This is a genomic window from Neobacillus sp. K501 (assembly GCF_053749995.1).
The window spans coordinates 160,956-185,833 of record NZ_JBSLYA010000003.1; the positions used below are offsets into that span (position 1 = coordinate 160,956).

General features: G+C 38.1%; 22 protein-coding genes. 17 read left to right on the forward strand and 5 right to left on the reverse strand.

All coding sequences use genetic code 11. The annotated features are described in order from the left end of the window. Nucleotides 1-202 precede the first annotated feature (202 nt). On the forward strand, nt 203-607 hold the full coding sequence (locus ACWM35_RS08815) for a VOC family protein (RefSeq protein WP_454817427.1): 405 nt from the start codon (nt 203-205) through the stop codon (nt 605-607). 219 nt (nt 608-826) lie between these two features. On the opposite strand, the gene ACWM35_RS08820 is transcribed toward ACWM35_RS08815, so the two are convergent. Beyond that, the gene (locus tag ACWM35_RS08820) at nt 827-2,203 is read right to left on the reverse strand and encodes a sigma-54 interaction domain-containing protein (RefSeq protein ID WP_454818148.1); all 1,377 of its coding nucleotides are present in this window, start codon (nt 2,201-2,203) and stop codon (nt 827-829) included. 258 nt (nt 2,204-2,461) lie between these two features. On the opposite strand from ACWM35_RS08820, the gene pruA reads away from it, so the two are divergent. The 3 genes from pruA to ACWM35_RS08835 all read left to right on the forward strand — a co-directional run bounded on the left by pruA (nt 2,462) and on the right by ACWM35_RS08835 (nt 6,606). Next, complete coding sequence (gene pruA / locus ACWM35_RS08825) at nt 2,462-4,006, forward strand: L-glutamate gamma-semialdehyde dehydrogenase (protein WP_454817429.1); 1,545 nt, start codon at nt 2,462-2,464, stop codon at nt 4,004-4,006. Nucleotides 4,007-4,078: 72 nt separating this feature from the next. Next, a complete protein-coding gene (locus ACWM35_RS08830) occupies nt 4,079-5,272 on the forward strand; it encodes an ornithine--oxo-acid transaminase (protein ID WP_454818150.1) in 1,194 nt (397 codons plus the stop codon). A 68-nt stretch (nt 5,273-5,340) separates the two neighbouring features. Continuing rightward, nucleotides 5,341-6,606, forward strand: coding sequence for a Glu/Leu/Phe/Val family dehydrogenase (locus ACWM35_RS08835; protein ID WP_454818152.1), 1,266 nt, complete (start codon nt 5,341-5,343; stop codon nt 6,604-6,606). Nucleotides 6,607-6,644: 38 nt separating this feature from the next. Here ACWM35_RS08835 and ACWM35_RS08840 read toward each other — a convergent pair whose 3' ends face one another. Continuing rightward, on the reverse strand, nt 6,645-8,015 hold the full coding sequence (locus tag ACWM35_RS08840) for an aldehyde dehydrogenase (RefSeq protein ID WP_454817431.1): 1,371 nt from the start codon (nt 8,013-8,015) through the stop codon (nt 6,645-6,647). A gap of 142 nt (nt 8,016-8,157) precedes the next feature. Here ACWM35_RS08840 and ACWM35_RS08845 point away from each other — a divergent pair, with 142 nt between their 5' ends. From ACWM35_RS08845 to ACWM35_RS08855, 3 genes are all read left to right on the forward strand, one after another. Continuing rightward, nucleotides 8,158-8,409 (forward strand): hypothetical protein, encoded by a 252-nt coding sequence (locus tag ACWM35_RS08845; protein ID WP_454817433.1) that lies wholly within the window; start codon nt 8,158-8,160, stop codon nt 8,407-8,409. Between the two features lie 180 nt (nt 8,410-8,589). Beyond that, nucleotides 8,590-9,756, forward strand: a complete 1,167-nt coding sequence (locus ACWM35_RS08850) for a CaiB/BaiF CoA transferase family protein (protein WP_454817435.1) — start codon at nt 8,590-8,592, stop codon at nt 9,754-9,756. 74 nt (nt 9,757-9,830) lie between these two features. Next, nucleotides 9,831-10,883: a phosphotransferase family protein gene (locus ACWM35_RS08855; RefSeq protein ID WP_454817437.1), complete on the forward strand. Its 1,053-nt coding sequence runs from the start codon at nt 9,831-9,833 to the stop codon at nt 10,881-10,883. A gap of 160 nt (nt 10,884-11,043) precedes the next feature. On the opposite strand, the gene ACWM35_RS08860 is transcribed toward ACWM35_RS08855, so the two are convergent. Beyond that, nucleotides 11,044-11,583: a helix-turn-helix domain-containing protein gene (locus tag ACWM35_RS08860; RefSeq protein WP_454818154.1), complete on the reverse strand. Its 540-nt coding sequence runs from the start codon at nt 11,581-11,583 to the stop codon at nt 11,044-11,046. A gap of 227 nt (nt 11,584-11,810) precedes the next feature. Here ACWM35_RS08860 and trhO point away from each other — a divergent pair, with 227 nt between their 5' ends. Next, nucleotides 11,811-12,758 carry an oxygen-dependent tRNA uridine(34) hydroxylase TrhO gene (trhO, locus tag ACWM35_RS08865; protein ID WP_454817439.1) on the forward strand — a complete coding sequence of 316 codons (948 nt, stop codon included), beginning with the start codon at nt 11,811-11,813 and terminating at the stop codon, nt 12,756-12,758. A gap of 107 nt (nt 12,759-12,865) precedes the next feature. Here the strand turns inward: trhO and ACWM35_RS08870 are convergent, their stop codons facing one another. After that, nucleotides 12,866-14,017 (reverse strand): glycoside hydrolase family 18 protein, encoded by a 1,152-nt coding sequence (locus ACWM35_RS08870; RefSeq protein WP_454817441.1) that lies wholly within the window; start codon nt 14,015-14,017, stop codon nt 12,866-12,868. A gap of 178 nt (nt 14,018-14,195) precedes the next feature. Between ACWM35_RS08870 and ACWM35_RS08875 the strand changes: the two genes are divergently transcribed. From ACWM35_RS08875 to ACWM35_RS08910, 8 genes are all read left to right on the forward strand, one after another. Then, complete coding sequence (locus tag ACWM35_RS08875) at nt 14,196-15,299, forward strand: metallophosphoesterase (protein ID WP_454817443.1); 1,104 nt, start codon at nt 14,196-14,198, stop codon at nt 15,297-15,299. A gap of 130 nt (nt 15,300-15,429) precedes the next feature. Continuing rightward, on the forward strand, nt 15,430-15,726 hold the full coding sequence (locus ACWM35_RS08880; RefSeq protein WP_454817445.1) for a 4a-hydroxytetrahydrobiopterin dehydratase: 297 nt from the start codon (nt 15,430-15,432) through the stop codon (nt 15,724-15,726). Between the two features lie 28 nt (nt 15,727-15,754). After that, entirely contained in the window at nt 15,755-17,485 is a 1,731-nt protein-coding gene (locus tag ACWM35_RS08885; protein WP_454817447.1) for an aromatic amino acid hydroxylase, read from the forward strand. Between the two features lie 138 nt (nt 17,486-17,623). Beyond that, nucleotides 17,624-18,217: a DUF6944 family repetitive protein gene (locus ACWM35_RS08890; RefSeq protein WP_454817449.1), complete on the forward strand. Its 594-nt coding sequence runs from the start codon at nt 17,624-17,626 to the stop codon at nt 18,215-18,217. A 55-nt stretch (nt 18,218-18,272) separates the two neighbouring features. Further along, on the forward strand, nt 18,273-19,187 hold the full coding sequence (locus tag ACWM35_RS08895; protein WP_454817451.1) for a CBASS cGAMP-activated phospholipase: 915 nt from the start codon (nt 18,273-18,275) through the stop codon (nt 19,185-19,187). 175 nt (nt 19,188-19,362) lie between these two features. Next, nucleotides 19,363-20,229, forward strand: coding sequence for an ABC transporter permease subunit (locus tag ACWM35_RS08900; RefSeq protein ID WP_454817453.1), 867 nt, complete (start codon nt 19,363-19,365; stop codon nt 20,227-20,229). Continuing rightward, nucleotides 20,226-21,260 (forward strand): hypothetical protein, encoded by a 1,035-nt coding sequence (locus ACWM35_RS08905; RefSeq protein WP_454817454.1) that lies wholly within the window; start codon nt 20,226-20,228, stop codon nt 21,258-21,260. Before ACWM35_RS08900 ends, ACWM35_RS08905 begins: the two co-directional genes overlap by 4 nt. A 189-nt stretch (nt 21,261-21,449) precedes the next feature. Next, entirely contained in the window at nt 21,450-22,340 is an 891-nt protein-coding gene (locus tag ACWM35_RS08910; RefSeq protein WP_454817456.1) for a DUF2935 domain-containing protein, read from the forward strand. A 126-nt stretch (nt 22,341-22,466) separates the two neighbouring features. On the opposite strand, the gene ACWM35_RS08915 is transcribed toward ACWM35_RS08910, so the two are convergent. Further along, the gene (locus ACWM35_RS08915; protein WP_454817458.1) at nt 22,467-23,309 is read right to left on the reverse strand and encodes a DUF2935 domain-containing protein; all 843 of its coding nucleotides are present in this window, start codon (nt 23,307-23,309) and stop codon (nt 22,467-22,469) included. Between the two features lie 117 nt (nt 23,310-23,426). Here ACWM35_RS08915 and ACWM35_RS08920 point away from each other — a divergent pair, with 117 nt between their 5' ends. Then, nucleotides 23,427-24,878 (forward strand): spore germination protein, encoded by a 1,452-nt coding sequence (locus tag ACWM35_RS08920; protein ID WP_454817460.1) that lies wholly within the window; start codon nt 23,427-23,429, stop codon nt 24,876-24,878.

The window sequence follows — 24,878 nt, forward strand, 5'->3', positions numbered from 1 at the left end:
ACTTTTATTTTTTTGCCCGTATAGTTTTATAATTATTTTACGTCTTTGGGATAGCTACATTATAAAGCATAAAAGTTATTATTTTTGCAAGGAAATCCTGTCTCTAGCTGTAAAGGGTCCTCATTTAACATTGGATGAAAATAAAGAGTTATTAGGTCACCATTGGTAGTTTGAAAATAATATAAGAAAAGAAGGTAAGAATATGAATCCAAAAATCCATAGTTCGTTAAAGGTATTATTAGTATCAAATTTAGTAGAATCTATGAAGTTCTATAAAGATGTAATAGGTTGTGAAGTTACGGAATGGTGGGCAATTCGTGATGGTTTTACAGGTTTAGGGATCAAGCTAATTCATGCTGAAACAAGGGAAGTTGTGCAACCAAACGGACTAGTTAAGGAGAATAATAAACCTATTCCTGATATTTATTGTTATGTCCAGAATTGGGATGCCCTAGAAGAACTCTATAAAGAATTTACAAGTAAAGGTGCCAAGGTTGTTATTGAACCCTGGGTAGATGAAGGTGGAGGTCCTTGGAAAGAGTTCGCGATTGTAGATCCTGACGAATATTGTATTGCATTTGGTGGTACAAACGAACAGAAAGGCTAGATGGAAATATAAACAAAACAAAAATGAAGCATCTCATTTAAAATGGGATGCTTTTCTTATGAACAAATGAATTGTAAAGTTATTCACTTAATCCTACAGGATATGATTGTATCTTACGCTGCTAAAAATAATACAGTGCAAATTGATATATTTTACTTTACATATTTTGCTATAAATAGACGTTTTGCAATAGAAAACGGAACCCATTACATTTAGAGACTACTCTGTTTTCATTCGTAATTTTTTCATCCGATATTGTAAGCTTTGTCGACTTAATCCTAAGATTTCAGCTGTTTTCGTAATATTATGATCATTTTTTTTCCATACATGTTCTATATAGGATTTTTCAAATAATTCCATTTGATCCTTTAGCGGCGCTGCCTTTTCCACTCGGTCTTTAAGGAATGAATCAACAGAAAAAATAGGAGCTATTCTTTCTTTTACATGCATTTTACTGCGATATTGGTAGGGTAAGTGGGAGTACAAGATTTCTTCTTCTTCCTCCATCATGATGTTCATCGCAGCTTCAATAATATGCTCCAATTCACGGACATTCCCGTGCCATTCATACTCCATAAATGATTGTTTAACCTCATCCGATAAACCTTTTACATTCATTTGAAAGCGTTGATTATATTTTTCAATAAATTTCTGTACCAGTAATGGGATATCTTCTTTCCGCTCCCTCAATGGTGGAATGATAATCGTGACGACACCAAGACGATAGTAGAGATCTTTACGCATATGATTATTCGTAATCGCATCGATTGGATCCTCATTCATATTAGCAATTACACGTACATCCACAGGCGTATCCTTCGTATCCCCAATCCGGCGAATTGTTTTTTCCTGAAGAACCCGGAGAAGCTTTGCTTGAAGATTTAAATTTAAGGAGTTAATCTCATCCAGTAATAATGTGCCGCCATTTGCCTGTTCAAATAAACCAGGTTGGTCAATCGCCCCAGTGAAAGCACCACGTTTCGTCCCAAATAATAGACTTTCAATTAAATTATCAGGAAGAGCCGCGCAGTTTTGGGAGATAAATGGGGCCGAAAAACGGTCGCTGCCATTATGTATACTTTGGGCGAAAAGCTCTTTCCCAGTACCTGTTTCTCCGACAATCAATACATAAGAGGAAGTCCTTGTTGCTCGCTTTGCCCCTTCAATGACGTCCTGAATCGCCGGGCTATTACCAATAATGCTATTAAAAGTAAATCTTGGTGTATCGATGCGCTTCATATTTCCTTTAATTAATCGTTCCAGTTTGGTTACATCATGGGCAATTTCAACAGCACCTTGGATATTCTCGTTTTCAAAAATGGGGATGGTGTTGTTAATGGTGGTGATTTTTCGCCCCTTGTTATTAAAATAGGTTTGTTTTACATTACTAGTCTCTTTCCCTTCTTGTAGTGCTTTAACGAGGGTACTAGATTGATCTTCATTAAACATAAATACATCCAAGAGGTTTTTATTCATGACATCGTTCGTATCCATCGATTCTATTTTTGTCATCTTCTTATTATAGATAACGGTCTTTCCTGTTTCATCAACCGCATGGACGCCGACATCGACCTCATCCAAAATTCGTTTGTACATATTAAGCAGGTATTGTAAGTGCTCGATTGACTCGGGTGAATTTTCCACAGTCTTTTCAATCTCCTAACCTAGATTATGTATCTATTAAACCAAAAAAACCTTTTGGGAGCAAAAAAAATTTGCGGGTAACACGAAAAATAAATATTTTGCGCCAAATTATTTTGCATTTATACACATAAATCCTTTATTAATAAAGAAAATCAAATTGGCACGATACTTGCATTATATAAAAGTGGAACAAACAATAAGGGGGATATTATGAAACCGTATACACATGAACCATTTACGAATTTCTCTGATGAAAATAATAAACAATCCTTTCAAGAGGCACTGACCTATGTTCAGTCACAGCTTGGTAAAGATTATCCTGTTGTTATTGGTGGCGAGTCAATTACGACTGATAAGAAAATTAGTTCAATTAATCCAGCAAATAAAGAAGAAGTTATTGGCAAAGTATCAATGGCAGACCAAGAATTAGCTGAAAAAGCAATGAATACTGCTTTAACAACATTTGAAACATGGAAAAAGTGGCTTCCAGAACATCGTGCCAACATTTTATTCCGTGCTGCTGCCATGATGCGCCGCCGTAAACATGAGTTTTCTGCGTATCTAGTAAAAGAGGCAGGGAAGCCTTGGAAGGAAGCCGATGCCGATACAGCAGAAGCGATCGATTTCCTTGAGTACTATGGAAGACAAATGCTACGAATAAAAGAAGGATTCCAAGTTAACAGCCGTGACGGCGAATTTAACCAATATCACTATATTCCACTTGGAGTCGGTATTATTATTTCACCATTTAACTTCCCATTAGCAATCATGGCTGGAACCACCGTTGCTGCGATTGTTGCAGGGAACACGGTGCTTCTTAAGCCAGCAAACTCAACACCAGTGGTTGCTGCCAAATTTGTAGAGTTAATGCATGAAGCAGGACTTCCAAACGGTGTCCTTAACTTTGTACCAGGAAGCGGTGCTGAAATTGGTGATTATCTTGTTGATCATCCAAAAACTCGCTTCGTCTCCTTTACTGGCTCACGCGAGGTTGGATGCCGCATAAATGAACGTGCCGCGAAAGTAAACCCAGGTCAAATCTGGATTAAACGTGTGATCGCAGAAATGGGCGGAAAAGATACAGTGGTGGTTGATAATGATGCGGATTTAGACCTTGCTGCAGCGAGTATTGTTTACTCAGCATTTGGATTTTCTGGTCAAAAATGTTCTGCCGGTTCCCGTGCCGTAGTTCATCAGGATGTATATGATGAGGTCCTTGAAAAAGCGGTTGCCTTAACCAAAACATTAACACTTGGAAGTCCAGAAGATTTAATGAATTATATGGGCCCAGTTATTGATGAAAAATCATTTAAGAAAATCATGAGTTATATTGAAATCGGTAAGCAAGAAGGCAGATTGATGACCGGTGGAGAGGGCGATGACTCTACAGGTTATTTTATCCAGCCAACGATCTTCGCTGACCTTGACGAGAAAGCTCGCCTGATGCAGGAAGAAATCTTTGGTCCAGTTGTGGCTTTCTCAAAAGCTCGTGATTTTGACCATATGATGCAAGTTGCGAATAACACTGATTATGGTTTGACTGGTGCATTTATTTCCAATAATCGCGAACATATTGAACGTGCCCGTGAGGAATTCCATGTTGGAAATCTTTACTTTAACCGCACCTGTACTGGAGCGATTGTCGGTTATCAGCCATTTGGAGGATTTAACATGTCAGGAACAGATTCAAAAGCAGGCGGTCCTGATTACCTACTCCTTCACATGCAAGCAAAAACAACTTCAGAAACATTATAAGATTAATATTAAGGTTCGAGGGCATTGTCCGGATGCCCCCACCTATTATCATTAGGAGGTAATAACATGACAATGACAACAAAAACAAACGAAATAATTGAACAAACACATAAATTTGGTGCAAATAACTATCATCCACTGCCAATCGTAGTTTCCAAGGCAGAAGGAGTATGGGTCGAAAGTCCAGAAGGCGATCGCTATATGGATATGCTAAGTGCCTATTCAGCCGTGAACCAAGGACATCGTCATCCAAAAATCATCCAAGCATTAAAAGATCAAGCAGACAAAGTAACACTAACCTCTCGTGCGTTCCATAATGATCAGCTGGGTCCTTGGTATGAAAAAATTTGTAAGCTAACAAACAAAAATATGGCCCTGCCAATGAACACAGGTGCCGAAGCGGTTGAAACAGCTCTGAAAGCAGCGCGACGCTGGGGTTATGACGTAAAAGGGATTTCAGAAAATCAAGCTGAAATTATTGCCTGTACAGGAAATTTCCATGGCCGGACAATGGGTGCCGTTTCCTTATCCTCTGATCCAGAATACAAGCGCGGCTTTGGTCCAATGCTTCCTGGAATTAAATTAATCCCATACGGTGATCTTGAAGCATTAAAAGCAGCGATCACTCCAAATACTGCTGCATTCTTAATGGAACCGATCCAAGGGGAAGCAGGGATCATTTTACCTCCAGATGGATTCATGAAGGCAGCATCTGAGTTATGTAAAGAAAATAACGTGTTATTTATCGCCGATGAAATTCAAGTTGGCTTAGCACGGACGGGTAAAATGTTTGCCTATGAATGGGAGCAAATTGAACCAGACATGCTTATTTTAGGAAAAGCACTTGGCGGCGGAGTATTCCCAATTTCCTGCGTGGTTGCCAACTCTGATATTCTAGGTGTCTTCAATCCTGGTTCTCATGGTTCAACATTTGGCGGGAATCCACTTGCTTGTGCAGTATCGATTGCCGCATTAGAAGTCATTGAAGAAGAAAAATTAGAGCAACGTTCACTTGAATTGGGTAAATACTTTTTAGATCAATTAAAATCTATTGAAAATCCTGTGATCAAAGAAGTTAGAGGCAGAGGCTTATTCATCGGGGTTGAATTAACAGAAGAGGCAAGACCATACTGTGAGCAACTAAAAGACGAAGGCTTATTATGTAAAGAAACGCATGATACTGTCATTCGCTTTGCCCCGCCACTTATTATTTCTAAGGAAGAAATCGATTGGGCATTTGAAAAGATCAAAAAAGTTTTAGCTTAAAATTAAAAAATCCTAAACTACTAAACGACGAGGTGTCAGGCATGTCTGTAAAGACTGTGGTTAATGAAATGGCAAAGGAACAGCAAGAGGAAACTGAATCATTAAATTTATTCTACTCCACTCAAACCGTCATACAAAAAGCCTTAAATAAATTGGGCTATAATAATGAAATGTATGAATTATTAAAAGAACCGATTCGCTTATTAACCGTCCGAATTCCAGTAAGAATGGATGACGGATCTGTAAAGGTATTTACTGGATACCGCTCCCAGCATAATGATGCTGTTGGTCCGACAAAAGGAGGAGTTCGCTTCCATCCGGATGTCGATGAAGAAGAGGTTAAAGCGCTATCGATTTGGATGAGCTTAAAGTGTGGAATTACGAATCTTCCATATGGCGGCGGAAAAGGTGGAATCATTTGTGATCCTCGTAAAATGTCGTTTAGAGAGCTTGAAAGACTAAGCCGTGGTTATGTTCGTGCCATCAGTCAAATAGTAGGACCGACAAAGGATATTCCAGCTCCAGATGTGTATACAAACTCTCAGATCATGGCGTGGATGATGGACGAGTACAGCCGCTTACGTGAGTTTGACTCTCCAGGATTCATTACTGGTAAACCGATTGTTCTAGGCGGTTCACAAGGCCGTGAAACAGCAACTGCCCGCGGTGTGACAATTTGTATTGATGAAGCGGTAAAGAAAAAAGGAATTGAGCTAAAAGGTGCCCGTGTTGTCATACAAGGTTTCGGGAATGCCGGTAGCTATTTAGCTAAATTTATGCATGATGCTGGTGCTAAGGTTGTTGCCGTGTCTGATGTATATGGAGCAGTATATGATCCAGAGGGACTTGATATTGACTATTTACTCGATCGCAGAGACAGCTTTGGTACATTCTCGCAGCTATTTAAAAACACAATCACTAATAAAGAATTGCTAGAATTAGAATGTGATATTCTTGTACCTGCAGCGATTTCGAACCAAATTACTGCAGAAAATGCGGCTAATATTAAGGCAGGTATTGTTGTGGAAGCAGCAAATGGACCAACCACACTGGAAGCTACGAAGATATTAACAGAGCGTGGAGTACTGCTGGTACCAGATATTCTTGCAAGTGCAGGCGGGGTAACCGTATCCTATTTTGAATGGGTGCAAAATAATCAAGGCTATTATTGGACGGAAGAAGAAGTAAATGAAAAGCTAGAGAAGGTCATGGTTAATTCGTTTGAAAATATTTATCAATTAGCTCAAACTCATCAAGTTGATATGCGTTTGGCAGCCTATATGGTTGGAATCAAAAAAGTAGCGGAAGCTTCAAGCTTCAGAGGCTGGGTTTAAAAAAACATCCTTGCAGAAAATTTCTGCAAGGATGTTTTTTATTTGATTATACGTTTAATCTGTTGTAATGCGTTCTTTCGATTTGGGTAGCGAAACGGAAGATCAAAACTTGTCGTTTGTTTTAGGACGCTTTTCTCATGAGAAAAAACATCAAAGCTGCCTTTCCCATGATAGGCACCAATCCCACTTTCTCCGACGCCGCCGAAAGGCAGATAAGGGGAACTTAAATGGTACACCGTATCATTAATGCAGCCGCCGCCAAATGAAATATGATTTAGGATTCTCTCCTGAAATTCTTTACTTTCAGAGAAAATATAAAGGGCTAGCGGCTTAGGGCGGTCATTTATTGTATTGATCATGGTGATTTCGTCATCATATTCAAGAACAGGCAGCAGAGGACCGAAAATTTCTTCCTGCATGATGGGGTTTTCCCAAGAAATCCCACCGATTACGGTTGGTTCAATCGTTAATGAACCACTTTCGTGTCGGCCGCCATAGAGGATTTCCCCTTTCTCAAGGAATGTCTGAAGTCGATCAAAATGCCTTTTGCTGACAATTCGGGTGAATTCACCGTTCTTAAATACGTCATCGCTATAAAGTTCTTTGATCGCTTCTTTGAAGCTTGAGATAAACTCCTCTTTCACTGCTTGATGGACATATAAATAATCAGGTGCCACACAAGTTTGCCCGGCATTGATAAATTTTCCCCAAGCAATCCGTTTGGCCGCTAATTTCAAATTCGCATCTTTATGAACAATACATGGACTTTTTCCGCCCAGTTCAAGGGTTACAGGGGTTAAATGTTTCGCCGCCGCTTCCATAATAATTTTTCCAACAGGTACACTGCCAGTAAAGAAAATATAATCAAATTTCTCCTTTAACAAGGCTTGTGTTGTTTCTGCATCACCTTGCACGACACGAATGTATTCCTCTGGGAACGTTTTTGGGATCAACTCCCCGATTAATCTTGAGGTGGCTGGGGTTAGCTCAGAAGGCTTAATCACAGCACAATTCCCTGCAGCTATGGCTCCTATCAAAGGGGCAATGGCTAACTGAAACGGGTAATTCCAAGGAGAAATGATCAAGGCGACACCATAAGGCTCCGGATAGATATAGCTTTTCGAACCTGCTTGGGCAAGGCCGGATTTTACCTTTCGTGGTTGTGACCAAGTCTTGATATGTTTGAGTGTAAAACGGATTTCCTCTAATAAAATACCGATTTCGGTAACATAGGAGTCAAATTCACTTTTGTTTAAATCAGACTTAAGGGCGGCCATTAGTTCGCCTTCATGGGATTTTATCATCTCTTTTAAACGTGTTAATGCATCTATTCGGTAGGAAATCTCTTTTGTTTGACCAGTATAAAAAAAGGTACGCTGCTTCGTTAATAATTCATTGAAACTCTCCACGGTCTACGCCTCCAAACATTTTATAAATATTTTAACACAACTGAAAAAATAACGAGTTTTTGAGTGAGGGAAATTGGAATATTTTTGTATGAATAAAAATAATTGGATAATACTATTGTTAAAACCATGAAGGAGAGACTAAATGTCGATTGAAATAGGAACTAAATTTCAAATTTCTCAAAGTATTAAAGGTAATTTCAATTCTGCAGATTTGCTGACCGTAACGACGAATAATGGAATTACCGTTCAATTCACGCTAGATGAGGGAAAAGGGCGGGGATCGATGCCGTTAGACCACTTAAACTATTTACTAAAAAGGGCTAATCTTACGCAGATTTCTACAAGTAATAAACGCTCTTTACTAAATAATGATAATGAAGAGAAAATTGGATAATGAGTGGAAGATGAACAAAATTTAGCCCTCCTAGAATTACTACTAGGGGGGCTAAGTTTAGTAGGAAGGCTTATTTTTCTACTACCACCAATAAATAATTTGTAAAGTAAATTGAAAATTGATACTATTTAGATAAAATAGTGAAAACGGTAACAATTATACAAAAGGGAGATGAATGTTTTGTCATTACCATTAGACGGGATACGCGTTCTTGACCTGACAAGGTTACTTCCAGGTCCCTATTGCACATTACTGCTTGCAGACTTTGGTGCGGATGTCATAAAAGTAGAAGACCCAAAAGCGGGAGATTATGCACGTTGGTATGAACCGTTAATGGGAGATCAAAGTGCGATGTTTCTTTCACTTAATCGTAATAAAAGAAGTATGACGCTAGATTTGAAGACTGATAGCGATAGAGAAGTATTTATTGAGTTGGTAAAAACAGCTGATGTCGTTATTGAATCTTTTCGACCAGGTGTCATGGAGCGATTAGGACTCGGCTATGAGCAGCTAAAAGCTCACAATCAAAAGTTAATCTATTGTGCAATCACAAGTTATGGCCAAACAGGTCCATATGCCAAGGAACCTGGCCATGATATTAACTTTCTAAGTTATTCTGGTCTTTTAGAATTACAGGGTCAGCCAAATGGTAATCCGCTTTTGTCCTCGGTCCAAATTGGTGATATTGGCGGTGGTTCACTTATGGCCACAGTCGGGATCCTCCTATCCATAATCAACGCGAAAAAATCAGGTGAGGGCGAATTTATCGATATTTCTATGCTTGATGGAGCAGTTTCTTGGATGCAAACCATCCTTCCAAATTACTGGGCATCTAATCAAATCCCAAACCGCGGAGAATTAACTCTAAATGGTGGTAAAGCTTGTTATGAAGTCTACCGCACAAAAGATGATCGATTCCTGTCAGTTGGGGCATTAGAATTTAAGTTTTGGAGAAACTTTTGCACGGTAATCGGCAAAGAAGCATTGACCACTAAACTAGAGGATCCAATCGAAAATCAACGCATCATGAAGGCAGAAATCCAAGAAGTCATTTTAGAAAAAACTTTAGCTCAGTGGCTTGAGTTATTTGATGGTATCGATGCCTGTGTCTCCCCAGTTTTAACTCCACAAGAAATGACAGAAAATCCACAAATAAAGCATAGAGAAATGATAGAAGAAGTTCACCATCTAGGGATTGGCACGATTAAACACATTGCAAATCCTATTAAGTTTACCGGAAAAAGGTTCAATCTCCGCCGTTCCGCACCAAAACTCGGAGAACACAATTCCGAAATATTAAATGAATTAAGGCTCCGAAACACTGAGGAATTGGCTGGGAATGAATAAACATACCTTGGAAACAGAGCAGAGGGTCGTTGCTAGACAGGTATTGAAGGACTATCAAGTAAAGGAGAGATTCAATGAGCCAACAGCAGTTCCAAAGTAAGGTAAGTGAGGTCAACTGGAAAAAGATTGAGCAATATCTAAAGGAGGAAATTCCAGGTTTGCTTGATGCACCCCTTCAAGCAAAACCCTTTTCCGCTGGCTATTCGAACTTAACGTATTTTATCAAAATTGGAGAATGGCAAGCTGTCCTAAGAAGACCCCCATTTGGAAAAATCCCACCGAAGGCTCATGACATGAAACGAGAATCTGACATTTTACAAAAATTAAACCGTGTATTCCCATTAGCACCTAAGCCATACCTCTATTGTGAGGATCCAAGTATCATGGAACGGCACTTCTATGTGATGGAGAAAAAAGAAGGAGTCGTACTTGATGATTCTCTTCCTGAAGAATATAAAAATCGAACAGATACGGGAAGGCTTGTTTCAATTGCGGTTGTAGATACTTTAGTCCGATTACATGCTGTTGATTATGAAGCAGCTAGTTTAAGCAATCTTGGATTTCCGGACGGTTATTTAAAACGACAGGTGCATGGCTGGATAAAAAGATTCCATAATTCAAAAACCAATGATATTCCAGAGGTAGAAGCTTTAGAAAAATGGCTGATTGAAAACATTCCACATTCCCCTGCACCCACGATTGTCCATAATGATTTTAAATTGAATAATATGATGTTCTCCACAACCAATCCAGGAGAAGTGGTCGGAGTGTTTGATTGGGAACTAAGTACCATTGGAGATCCCTTAACTGATTTAGCTGCTATGCTGGCCTATTGGACCTCTGCCGGTGAAAGTGAATCTGGATTAACATCTGTGACCACCAATCCAGGTTTCTTTTCGAGAAAAGAGTTGTTAGAGCTTTATGCAAAGAAAAGCGGCCGGGATGTTTCCCAAATTGACTACTATTTATCGTTTGCCTTTTATAAAATTGCAGTTATTCTTCAGCAAATTTATTATCGCTGGAAAATTGGCGAAGCTGCCGATGAGCGCTTTGGAAAGTTAGATGTTGGAATAAAGAATTTACTCGAACAGGCAGAAAAAGCAAAGCGAAAAGCGATTTTACGATAAGCTCGACCAATACAAAAACAAAAGAAGGTGTAAGCTCTTTCTTAAAAAAGTCCACCACAGTTCAAAATGAAAGTAAGCACGGATATTCCGCCATTTTACCTATGGTGGAAAGAATTAGTGAAGGGTGTACCTTTCTATTAAGGTGCAGCCTTCTTATGGTTTATATACTTTCGTTCGACTGATTATCTGAATAAACCGCAATCAGGACGACTGACTTTCCATCTCCAATATTCGTAACCGTATGGGGGACACTCGCATTCCAACTAAAGGAGTCACCTTCTTCTAAAATAATCGAGTCTTCACCTTGTTCAGCAAGGACCTTCCCCTCTAACACTAAATGACATTCTTCTCCTTCATGCGAATGGGCATCACCAATGGATGCACCTGGAGGAAATTCGACACTGCGAATTTTTAATCCCCCCATGGAAGAAATATGTTCGATCTGTAAATCGTTAAAACTAGAAGTCATCCTGGCATCTTTTCGTACCACTCGCATATGTTGGTTCTTTTCTAATAGGAGATAGGGAAGTGGGACTTCTAAAAAGCTTGCTATGGTTTGAAGTGTATTGATTGATGGTGACGTATTATTGTTTTCAACATTACTAATAAAACCTTTTGAAAGGCCGGTCCCCTCACACATTTGGGCAATCGTTATTTTCTTCCGGTTTCTAATTGCTCGGATTTTTGATCCAATGTCCAGTATAATCACCTCAAAGGTTTCCTAATATAAAACATATTTATATATTAGCTAAAAACAAATCGACAATCCAGAGAATTTGGAGCATTTCTTTCTTTTAATCGTATAGAGGTTGAGTGATGACCTATCGTTCTGGGCAGATTAATTGTATGTACAGGTCTATTTTTGATATAATCATACGGTTAATGTTATAAACTAAAATTATTTATAAAAGTTTTAAGGTGGTTAATATGAGTCAAGATTATCGAATTTTATTGTATTATAAATATGTCACTATAGAAAACCCAGAAGAAACATCAAATGAGCATCGTGAATTTTGTAATCAATTAGGGTTAAAAGGACGAATTATTATTGCGGCTGAAGGAATTAATGGGACGGTATCAGGTACCATTGAACAAACCGATGCCTATATAAAATATATGGATGAACATCCGCTTTTCAAAGGAACATGGTTTAAATTTGATGAGGCATCTGAGCATGCATTTAAGAAGATGAAAGTGCGTCACAGACCAGAGTTAGTAACGTTACGACTAGAAGATGATGTAGATCCCCATATCACAACAGGTAAGCATTTAAAGCCGAAAGAGTTTTTTGAAGCTATGCAACGTGAGGATACCGTTGTGATTGATGCTCGGAATGATTATGAGTACGATTTAGGTCATTTTAGAGGAGCAGTTAAACCAGATATTTTGAATTTCCGTGACCTGCCACAATGGATTCGGGAAAATAAAGAGCAATTTGAAGGCAAGAAGATACTTACTTATTGCACTGGCGGCATCCGTTGTGAAAAATTCTCTGGCTGGCTTCTAAAAGAGGGGTTTGAAGATGTATCCCAATTAGAAGGCGGAATTGTCACATACGGAAAAGATCCAGAAGTGCAAGGTGATTTATGGGATGGACAGCTTTATGTTTTCGATGAGCGGATTAGTGTCCCAGTAAATCAAAAAGAGCATGTGGTCGTTGGTAAGGACTATTTTTCAGGTGAGCCTTGTGAGCGCTACGTCAATTGCGCGAACCCTGAATGTAATAAAAAAATCCTTTGCTCGGAAGAAAATGAGCACAAACATTTACGCAGCTGTTCTCATGAATGCAGGACGCATCCTCGTAACCGCTATGTCGCAGAGCATGGCTTAACAGAAGAGGAAGTAAATGAAAGATTAATGCAACTTCAATCATAATAAAAGGCTGTACACTCATCATTTGAGAGTACAGCCTTTTTTAGTAATCTGGAGTTAAGTTTCATTTACCGAAAACCCGAGTGAAGCCATTTTTACTGTCAATGAAATTATTTTTTCACTACCATATTTGCATTTTTTAGTTCTTCAAAAATAACAGATGTTAAACTTTGAGCTCCTTGGGAATCATGTCCAGCTTCCCAGAGCATCATCCCACCAAAACCATGTTCTAAAGCTAAAGTGGTTTTCTTTTTCATCGTATTCACACCATTATAATGATAGGTTGTTCCGTTCATACTAACCGTATCGTTTGCGGCATTTGCCGGATCCTGGTTAATAATCGCTGCATAGGAAACCTGCTTAATGGCTGGGTCTTCGGGTTGTGCATAAAATGGAACGCCTAGCACAAGCTTTTCTTTTGTAATCGAAAGCTCGTCAAAAAGATTCGCCCAGTAGTTTACGATTTTCTCCGCAAAAGGATACGGTGATAAATTGGCTGCATTATAGCCGCCATCCCATTGTCCATCATAGGCCATAATGTTTACATGATCTACATAGAGAAATGTCGATGGATCAAAAATAACAAAGTCTGTAACGGTGCCAGCTCCTGCGTGAATTTTAGGATAAACAGCAATCGACAGCTCTTTTCCTTTCGGCTGCAGCTGTGTGCTTAATTCCTGTGCAAATGCAGCAAGATTTGCCGCATCCGCTTGAGAACGAGGGTGTTCAAAGTCGATATCAATCCCATCTAAATGTTCCCGGTCAGCAATACTCGAAAGCTCATTGACAAGCTTGGTTCTTGATACAGGGTTGCTAATCGCTGCTTTAAAAATATCATACGATTCCCCGCCATTCATATGAAACCAGCCGCCTACTGCTAAAATCGCCTTACTATTATGATCATGTGCTTTTTTTACCATTGTACGCAAATTATTTATAGCAGAATCCCCATTTAGCAAAATTCCACCATCGGTTGTCGGATGGGCAAAGGAAAAAATGACATGGGTTAATTTTGAATAATCCACTACTTCTGGATCTCGAAAATCCTGGACATATCCAATTAACACTTTCGATGATTCTTCCAACCCTAACTTTGGTGTTTCTTTCGCTTCAAGTTTTTTTGAAGATTCTGCAGCTTTGTCTATTTTAACAGCTTGTGACGCTTGTTCAGATTTATTTTTTGAAAATAATACTCCTGTTAAAATTCCCCCTACAAAGGTAAAGACCATTACCAGGGCAAGGAGGAGTGAACGTTTTTTCATAGTATGAATCCTCCTATCATTCTTCTAACTATGAAATTGTAACAGATAAATAAGAGGTTGAGAGATGGTAATAAAAACCTTAGCAAATAAATAGAATCGGCGAAGGTTAAAAAGTTGTGATATTACCGCAAATATTGTCTAATAGATCAAGACTTTTAAAAGTAAAGGAGATTCGTCTGTGTGGCTTGTTGGAATAGGAATTATTCTGCTATATAATTTATTGATTTTTTACATTGGTTACAATATCTGGACTTGGTTAAAAAACATAAGTAGTGATAAAAAGAGTATTAAGTATATTTTCTGGTTCGTTCTTGTCTTATTTGCCTATTCCTTTATTTTGGGACAATGGGTGAATGATAGTTTATTCTTATCGTGGATGGGAGCGATATGGTTAACCCTCTTTTATTTCTTTGTATTACTGCTTCCCATCGCCAATATTGCTGTCTTTTTAAGAAGATTTACCCGTATCCCTAAGGAAAAGTTTATTAAATGGACTGGGTATTCACTTTCGGTATTGATTGTTTGTTCTTTCTCTTATGGAATGAATAATGCTTACAGCCCTGTTTTTAAAACCTATGATATTACGATTCCAAAACAGGTGAAAAAGAAAGACAGCTTAAAGATTATCATGGCATCAGATCTCCATTTTGGTGACCTTGCAGGAGATAAACAGGCAAGAAAACTTGTGGAAAAAATTAATGTAAGAGAACCCGATCTTGTCTTATTCCCAGGAGATATCATCAATGATGATATTACTCCGTACCTAGAAGAAGGGATTCCGGAAATCTTAAAGGAGATAAAGGCACCTGTTTATGCCTCATTAGGAAACCATGACCGAGATGAAGTTGACCTCGTCCAGATTTTTAATAATAGTGGGATGAAGGTTCTTGATGATGAAGTGCTCTTACTTCCAGAGGGGATTACACTTATTGGGAGGAAAGATCGAGGTTATCAAGATGTAACGAGAGCAGAGCTAAAGGAATTAATGAAACAGGTGGATTTGACAAAACCGAATATTCTTTTAGAACATCAGCCTTATGATTTTGAAATTGCTGAAAAAAACGGCGTTGATTTAATCCTCTCCGGCCATACCCATCGTGGACAAGTGGCGCCAGGCAACCTGATAACCGACAGATTATTTGAAAATGACTGGGGCTACCTAAAGAAAGGAAAACTACAATCCATCGTCTCTTCTGGCTATGGTTTCTGGGGACTGCCGCTTCGAATTGGAACACGCTCTGAAATCGTGCAAATTAACTTAACTTTTAATAATGCGAAATAATGTATGAAATTAATCCATCTTCCGTTAGATGGATTTTTTCATATATTAGTTTATAAATAATATTATGGTAATGATGGCTGATTTTCAAAAACCATGTAAGCGTTTTATTCGTGTTGAAGGAGAGAAGCGAATGGAAAAATTAACCCCGTCAGAAGTAACCGAAAAGTTATCCACGGTCCCAGCTTGGAAGTTAACGGATGAGAAATGGATTGAAAGAAAGTACCGGTTTCGTGATTACCTTAATGGAATTGATTTTGTTCAACAAGTAGCAAATCTATCGGAGAAAAGCAATCATCACCCATTTATATCAATCGATTATAAAGTCGTAACAATAAGAATCTCATCATGGAATGCCAAGGGACTAACAGTATTAGATTTTGAATTAGCACAGAAATATGATGAATTTTATCAACAAGTAAAGAAATAAACGGTTTTTATAAGGGGAGGAAAGAGCCATGGGTGATAAGAAAAGAAAAGTTCCGAGGCATTTACAGAAATATGTTTTAAATCAACAGTATGAAAAATATACCCCTATCAATCATGCGGTATGGCGTTATGTCATGCGGCAAAATCACCATTTTCTTAAAGACGCTGCTCATGAGGCATATGTGGGCGGACTTAAAGCCTCAGGTATCTCCGTGGAGAAAATTCCAAATGTCATGGAGATGAACAATGCATTAGCCCCTTTTGGCTGGGGTGCAGCGAATATTGATGGTTTTATTCCTGGTGTTATCTTTTTTGATTTTCAGGCTCACGGTATACTGCCAATTGCCTCTGAGATACGGAAATTGGAAAACATTCAATATACACCAGCCCCAGATATTATTCATGAGGCAGCCGGTCACGCCCCGATCCTTTGTGAGGGAAAATTCTCTGATTACGTAAAGCTATTTGGAAAAATTGGTTCGAAGGCATTGGCCACTAGTGAAGAGCATGAATTATTTGAGGCCGTTCGTACCTATTCGAATTTATTAGAAAGCGGCCAAGCAACACAGGAAGAAATAGCAGAAGCGAAAAGAAATTTTGAAGTAAAACAGATGGCAGTTACCGAATTGTCCGAAGCAGAGCAAATTTCCCGGTTATATTGGTGGACGGTTGAATACGGTTTAATTGGAACCGTTGAGCAGCCACAAATTTACGGGGCTGGGCTGCTTTCCTCTGTTTCAGAAGGAAGAAGTAGTTTGACAGACTCCGTTCAAAAGCTTCCATTTGACTTGCAGACGGTTATTAATACGGGTTTTGATATTACCAAGCCACAACCACAGCTTTTTGTGTGTGACAGCTTTGATCAATTAATTGATGCCGTGAATGAGTTTGCGGAAACGATGGCCTTTAAAGTGGGTGGAACAGAAGCTTTAGATAAGGCATTGCGCTCGAAACATACAGCTACGGTGGAGTTTAGTTCCGGGCTTCAATTAACAGGGACATTGACTAGGTTGATAAAGAATCAACATGGTGAAGCGGTTTATCTAAAAACGGAAGGACCTTCCGCTTTGGCGATAGCAAATACGGAACTTCTTGGTCATGGTAAAGTAACTCATCAAGATGGCTTTGGAGCACCAATTGGGAAACTAAAGAATACGGACACCCCGTTAGAGTCTCTTTCAGAAGAACAGCTTAAAGGATTCGGGATAGAAGTTGGAAGAGAGACTAATTTATGTTTTGAAAGTGGAGTTACCGTAAAAGGTGTTGTTTCAAACTTATTGCGAAGAGAAGGAAGGGTTATTCTGATTTCATTCAATAACTGCAAAGTAGAATATAACGAGGAAGTACTTTTTCATCCTGATTGGGGAAGCTACGATTTAGCTATTGGTGAGAAAATCACCTCCGTTTTTGCAGGGGCAGCTGATTCTGAAAAATACTATGCTGACCTTGAGGACGTGGAGACCAAGCCAATTGTTAAAAAGGAATTATCAGCACTTGAAAAGTTGTATGGAAAAGTAAGAGATATTCGTGAATCTGGAAGTAAGAATCTAGAGAATGAACTATTGCCAATTATTGAAAAAGTATCAACCGAATTTAAGGATGATTGGCTTTTAAGAGTTGAAATCATGGAGTTGTTAGTGAAGAATAATCTTTTACCTGATCAGCAGGTTTTGTTGAAACAACAATTAGAAGCTATCAAAAAGGTTCATGAGGAATATCCTATATTAATCGAACGAGGACTCATGCTGGCCGCATACTAGCAGATGGGGACTCTACATTCCTTAAAGCCTCCAGCGTAGGAGGCTATTTCTTTTATTAAAAATCTTCATTCGAGTGAACAACTGAGTGCCCATGTGAATATCATTTAATCATAATGCGTAAAGATGGGCGGCACTGGGATGGATAATCAGCTTAAAGAACTTTTCGGGGCATGGATACAAGCGATTGGAACCGTAATTGCAGCTGTTGGCAGCACCCCGTCAAAAAGGCTAAGCAGTGAATTCAGAGAACATCTAAGTTTGTGGGGAAACGAACTTCAAGCTGCTGGGAACGCCTTAATTGCTGACGCCATTGGAACGTTTTCATTAGAAAAGCTTGGGAATGAAATCCAAGCGATAGGAAACGTCACCGTGATAGCTGGAATCGTTATTGATTTCCAGGAGGAGACAAAACAAAGGTTAGAGATAACCGGAAACTGGCTCCAGGCTCTAGGTGGTGGAACGGCACTTCCAGATGATTTAGTGGATGAGCCCTCCACGATTAGGACGCTTAACATCGCAGGAAATGTTTTGCAGATAATTGGGAACTCCTTGCAAGCGATTAGTGGCACGGATGAACTTAAAAGTAAACTAAAAGAGAAGTATAATGGCTATCAACAAAGCAACGAGGCGAATGAGTCTGAGCATGGTTATTCTTTGGACTTTTATGGCAGCTGGATTCAAGCTGTAGGTTCGGTCATCTCTGCGATTGCTCAAACAAAAGAATCCTTATAAGTGGATGGGATAAAGGGAACACTGAAAGAAAAATGAGTAGGTATAGGTGAAGCGGATGAAATTGTTATGCATCGATGGCGGTGGGATACGCGGAATTTTTGCCATTGCCATCCTTCAGGCATTGGAAGAGGATATGAAACAACCAATCGGGGATTATTTCGATATGATTTCTGGGACAAGTACCGGCGCAATCATAGCCGCATCCGTTTCTTTAAAGATTCAGATGGCTGAAGTCCATCATAATTATAAAACATTTGGTGAGAAAATCTTTGTCCGTCAATCAAAGGTTGGTCTACTTAGGAGTGTTTACAGTGATCGATATTTACGACATCTATTAAAAAATGCTTTTGGTGAACGGTGTCTTGCCGATATAGAAAAACCGTTTCTTATACCCGCAGTTGATGTAACCCATGGGAAACCGTTTATTCATCGTTCCAATTACGGAAACCCAGAAGGTGAAGATCTTGAGATAAAGATTTGGGACGCCGTTCTATCGTCCTGCTCGGCACCTGTGTATTTTCCTCCTAATAATGTTGAAAACAAATATTTATCCATTGACGGTGGATTATGGGCAAATAACCCCTCCTTAGTGGGACTTACGGAGGCAATGCACTATTTTCAAAACAAATTGGAGGATATAAAGATATTTTCTATCGGAACCGGCTTACAAAGGATTGATTTTACAACGAATGGTAATAAGTATTGGGGAATTAACCACTGGCTGCCTTTTCATTTTCCTTCTATGAAAGTCACACCGAAATTACTTGATCTGGCCCTCCACTTATCATCCGAGTCTGTTTCCTATCAATGTCAGTTACTCCTTAAGGATCATTATCTTCGAATTAATGAAGATTTAGGGGAAGAAGTCCCGTTTGATGATGTCACATATTTGGATCAACTTACTGAGCTAGGAAGGAAAGTGTACATAAAGCGGAGAGAAGAGATGTTGAAATTTATTGAAGGGAAGTAAGAAAGTATACTAAGAAATCCACCTTACGTTAGCAGAAGGTGGATTTCAAATTAGATTGATCATGGACAAAGAACCAAAGGGAAATTATAATTGAGAAAAAAAGGAAATGTTTTTTGAATACTCAAGAATTTCTGTTAATATTAGTAGTAAGATATTTCATTATGCGAGGTTATCTATGGGGCGAATTGTGCATTATCTACTAAGAATTATCTGTATTTTACTAGGATTTTCCTTATTTCTTTCAATTCCAAAATTATTTAATGTTGAAAATGGTCAGTTAGAATTAACACTAAAGAACTTCAAGCTACAGTTTGAAAATACACTCCAGCAAATCACCCATTTTACACAAAGTTCTATAGTAGAAGTTTGGTTGGAAACGGGAATTGTTGATAGATACCTATATACATTGAAAGTTTTAGGGATATCTATTCTGCTTGTGACCACGGTTGGTCTGATCATTTCCGCTGTTGTAATATTTACAAATGGTAGAACAAGAAATGCTTTAAAGAATATCGTTAATTTTAGCGAGGCCATTCCTGATTTATTAATTATTTTTGTGCTGCAAATTTTCGTTATCATCCTTTATAAAAATACCGGAATTAAGTTCCTGCAGCTTTATGGCTTTAGTGGAGATCCATATTTTATTCCCATTGTAGTGGTGTCTTTTTTACCTAGCTTATTCTTGGCACAATTTTTTATTAAAGTGTTTGAAGAAGAACTCGGAAAAGACTATGTCATCTTAGCAAAAGCGAAAGGTCTTAGTTTCTTTCGCATTTTTACCGTTCATTTATTTAGGAATGTTATTCCGTTATATCTTGTCCAGCTAAGGAGTATTATTTGGATCATTCTATCAAATATCGTATTAATCGAATTTATCTTTAAAATACAAGGATTTACCCATGACATCCGTACGTTTTTTAACGTAGATGCTGCGATGATGCTATTCAATTTTATTTTATTCGCTATTCCGATTGCCTTGATTGACTTAATTGTAAAATTGGTTTCATTCTTGTCTCGCGGAAAGGAGGAACCAGGTATATGAAAAAGTATAAAAAAACCTTAATCGGCACCAGCATTATCACCTTGATATTTTTAATCAGCTGTCTTTATCCGCTATTTGGTCCAGAAGATTATAATAAAGAACCCTTTATCACCAATGATCAGGGTGAAATTATTGATCGAGCACCATTTCCTCCGTCTACAGAACATTTGTTTGGAACAGATCGAAATGGACAGGATGTCCTATTAATTGTAATTGATGGTGCTAAATTTACCATCTTTACCGCTTTAATTGTAACTTTGTTCAGAGTGTTTATTGGTGGATTAATTGGTATCATCATTTCATTGTGGTTACCAAAACTGAAGGTTTTTTTCAATGACTTTTTTCTAGGTTTCAAATACGTTCCATCCACCATAATTGCTTTGCTATTAATGGCGCCGGTAACCATTAGCTATACAGGAGTTCCCTTCATTATAATAATCAGCTACCAATTGTTTGTATTATTCTTAGTAGCATTTCCATCCATCGTGTCGACAACGATTGATATGACCGATGAACTGAAGAAAAGTTCGTTTATCCAAAGTTCCTATTTAATGGGTGGCAGCCATTTTCATGTTTTACGGAAGCACATGAAACCCTACTTGAAGTCCTTTGGACTTTTAATCGGAATCCAACAGATGATTAGTACGCTTGTGATTTTAATGCATTTAGGAATTTTCGGAGTTTTCCTTGGCGGGCCAACGAAATCAGGTATCTTTAACGGAGATATGTGGGGACCTCCAACTCCAGAATCATTATCAAGTGAATGGTCTGGTTTAATCGGCCAAAACTTTGCCGTTATCATTCAGTACCCATGGATTGTGTTAAGTACGATTCTAGGCTTCTTTCTACTTATTTGTCTGCTTAATATGATGAAAAAAGAATTGGAGTCACTAATTAATCATGGTCATAGTTTTGTAAAGAAAAATAAAACGGTAGAAAAGTCAATTCTAGTAAAAACGAAACCTTCATTTTCTTCTTTTACTTTTGTAAATGATAAGAAAACAAGCACAAAAGGGAAAAGCGTAGGTTAAGTGCAGTAATTGGATATCATCATAGGCAAAAAGATTGATAGCTTTGGTTATCAATCTTTTTTATTGTAGGAATTTGGATTTATTTGTATTTGGTGGTTCCTAAAAAATTCTAATTTTGTCCAAAACATAATCTTGATTTTTATCAAATATGATTAGAGATATAGCAATAGCCAAAAGGGAGGGGTAGTTATGCATCAACCGCAACTTCCTGGTCATGTGAATTTTGAACAATTTAATCAGATGTTAGTAGCTCCAGAATCTTTTGCTTCAAGGCCAGAATCGCTTACAGAACAGTTATTTGTGGATCGGTCTCTTACAGAAAATAGGTTTTGGTTAAGAATTATGAAGGAGCATGCCTTGTTCTTAGGGGAGGGATTTAACCGGAAAGATACCCATCTCATTCAACAAACAGATCGTTTTTTCCAATATTTTGAGCAGCAAGAGAAAAAGGCATACCAAATATCTAATAATGTAGAATTAGTAAGGAAATTCAACGAAGAAAGTATCGAGTTAGTCCTGGGATTCCGCAATTTCAAGAGAAACCTGTTAATCCTGATCATTAATTGTAAAGTAAGCGGCTTTAATTTTCCACTGCTCGTGGATCACATCGCGCGAGAAGCGGAATATTTTATGCGGACGTTAAAAAAATTCAATAAAGGGATATTAGATCCGATTCAAGACGCGATCATTAACGAAAATGTATTCTGGCTGCGAATTATGATGGAGCATTCTCGCTTTATATCCGCATTGCTAGACCAGTCAGAGCGAAATTTAGTCAACACCGCTAGGAAAATTGCGGATGATTTTGAGGTTTTGCTTAATCAAGCAAGAGATGTTGAGTCAATGTTATTTCATAAACAGCCAACCTATCCGATTATCGGTAAAATGAATCAAGACAGTGAAAATGCAGCACAAGAAATATTAGCTTTTAAGAAAACAGGCTTAGAGCTAATTAAGTCCTGCCAAATTCGTAATGTCATAAATCCTTTATTAGCAGATCATGTTGTCAGGGAAGCAGAACACTTTTTATACATGATTCACATATTAGAAGAACGGCTAAAGAAAAAGAAAAATGAATGAATTTCTGGAAAAATGAAATAGGAATAGAAGGCAGCCCCTTCTATTCCTATTTTTAACATCTTTGCCTTACATTCCTTTTAAAAGGTCCAAATAAAAGCTAAAACAGATCTTATGAGATGATCTGTTTTAGCTTTTATTTGTATAGTAATTTTTAAAATATGCAGTTAATGAACAGTTTGGTTTCTCCATTTCTGGAACAAAAGCACTAAGTTTTGTTAAAAAGTAGCAGGACTCTGGAAAATGATGTTCTAAAAATCGAAGTGTTGTGGCATTAAAAACAGCCTTTCCTTTGTAAAGACGGATTACATGCTCTACAAGTTGATTAAATGCCTGACAGGTACCACTAACTTCACGCGCAAAGGAAATCTGAGCAGGAAATTGAGGAGGTAGAAATTGTAAGTACCCTTTGATTGCTTCATTTTTTAAAATATGAGCGGAGAAAAGTTTTGTAAGTGTATTCACCTGTTCAATCAGAATTTGTTCAGAACCATCAAGTGCTCTCCTTAAAAGTGCGGCATGGCCCAGTTGGTCCTCTAGCCACATATCAAGTAACTCAACTAGCGATAGTGGCGGATATTCGGTTCCCTTCATGTAATATTGAAGAATTCTTAAATATTCCCTGTTTTCAAGTAGAGTTCCGTTAAAATAAGTCGGGGTGATATTGATTTGAATTTGATTATTAACTGATAAACTTAAGAGTTTCCCTTCAAACAAATAATAATCATAAGAAACTTGAGCGGAATAGTTAGAGAATTGGATTAAGGGTTGAGAGTTAATCGGACTTGTTTCCGGGATTTGTTCTAATTGTTTCCGCACCTCGGTAAATCTTCTAATAAACTGGTTTGCCTCTGCCACTAGTGTCGTTTCCACAGGGGATAAATAATCCCTGACAAATACCGCGTGGTCCAATAGGATATTGACCCAAAAATAATGTTCTTCCCAAGGAGTGTATGGATTTAATTTTTTCACATATGACCTCCTATATTTGACATTATTCTTCTTATATAAATATTAGGATGTTTTCTAATAAATGTATAATTTTCCATTGTTAGCAAAAAATAAAAGAAAAAGATGGGGCGGATGCGAATGCGTAAAGATCGCAATCGCTTTTTGAAGGATTTCAAACGGCCGAGGGAAATAATAGCTGAAAATAACAACACTTTGGAACAACAGTCATCAGATGGAGAGTCAATTTTACAAAAATTTCTCACTAGTTTTAAAAATAGTTCTGATTTAAGTGTTACTGAATTTCCACTTTTAAACTTAAAAATTTATTATTTTAGTTACTTGATAAATAAAGACCATTATGAACAACTTTTAGCCAAGTTAAGAACATTAACCTTAGAACAGTTTCAATCTTACTTAAAGCAGTCCGATTTTAAAGCCCTCCAAGATATGAATCTTGTAGAGGAAGCAATCTTATCTGGGAGTGGTATTTTATTTATAGATACCCAGGCCTATGAGCTTCCTTTTAAAGAGGGGATGGCGCGGTCAATATCTCCATCAGAGACGGAAACCGTTATCCTTGGAGCCCATGATGCTTTTGTTGAATCGGTTGACGTGAACTTATCACTTATTCGAAGAAGAGTGTTGAGTTCACAGCTTAAATCCATAAAGTTACATGTGGGTCAAAAGGCAAAAAGGACGGTTTATTTACTCTATATTGAAGGTGTTACCTCTGAGAAAGATATAGAATACCTAAAAAAACGCATTGCATCGATAAAAAATGATGCCATTGTTGATACAAATATGCTTGTTCAATATATTGATGAACATCCTAATTCACCATTTCCCCAATTTTATACAACGGAGAGACCAGATGTAACGGCTTATAAATTGTTTGATGGAAAAATTGTCGGGTTAATGGATAATAGTCCGTTTGCTTTTTGCACACCAGTTAGTTTTTTTGATTTTATGGAATCGATGGATGATTTCGGACAAAGGTGGATTGTCAGTACGTTTATTAAGGTCACACGTTATATTGCGATTTTAGTTACCCTTCTCTTTACTGCTTTATATGTAGCTGTAACAACTTTTCATTATGAAATGATCCCACAGGCATTACTTCCGACTTTGCTGGAATCACGAAGTAAGGTACCGTTTCCACCAGTGCTTGAGGCACTTTTTTTAGAATTTTTGTTGGAGCTGTTAAGAGAAGCAGGAGCAAGACTACCAACCAAAGTTGGACAGACAATCGGAATTGTTGGGGGTATTGTAATCGGCCAGGCTGCGGTTCAGGCAGGGATTACCAGTAATATCCTCATTATTGTGGTAGCAGCATCAGCCATTGCATCTTTTGTTGTACCTAGTTATTTATTAAGTGCATCTATTAGAATAGTCCGTTTCGGATTTATTATCATGTCTGGATTTTGGGGTAATATCGGGATTATTTTTGGGATGGGAATCTTAATTATTCATTTAAGCAGCCTGACAAATTTAAATTCTCCATATCTACTTCCTATTTCGCCTATTTATCCTAAGTTTTTCAAATTCACACTAATAAGGGGCCCATTTAAGAAAAAATCGGAAGGGGGATGA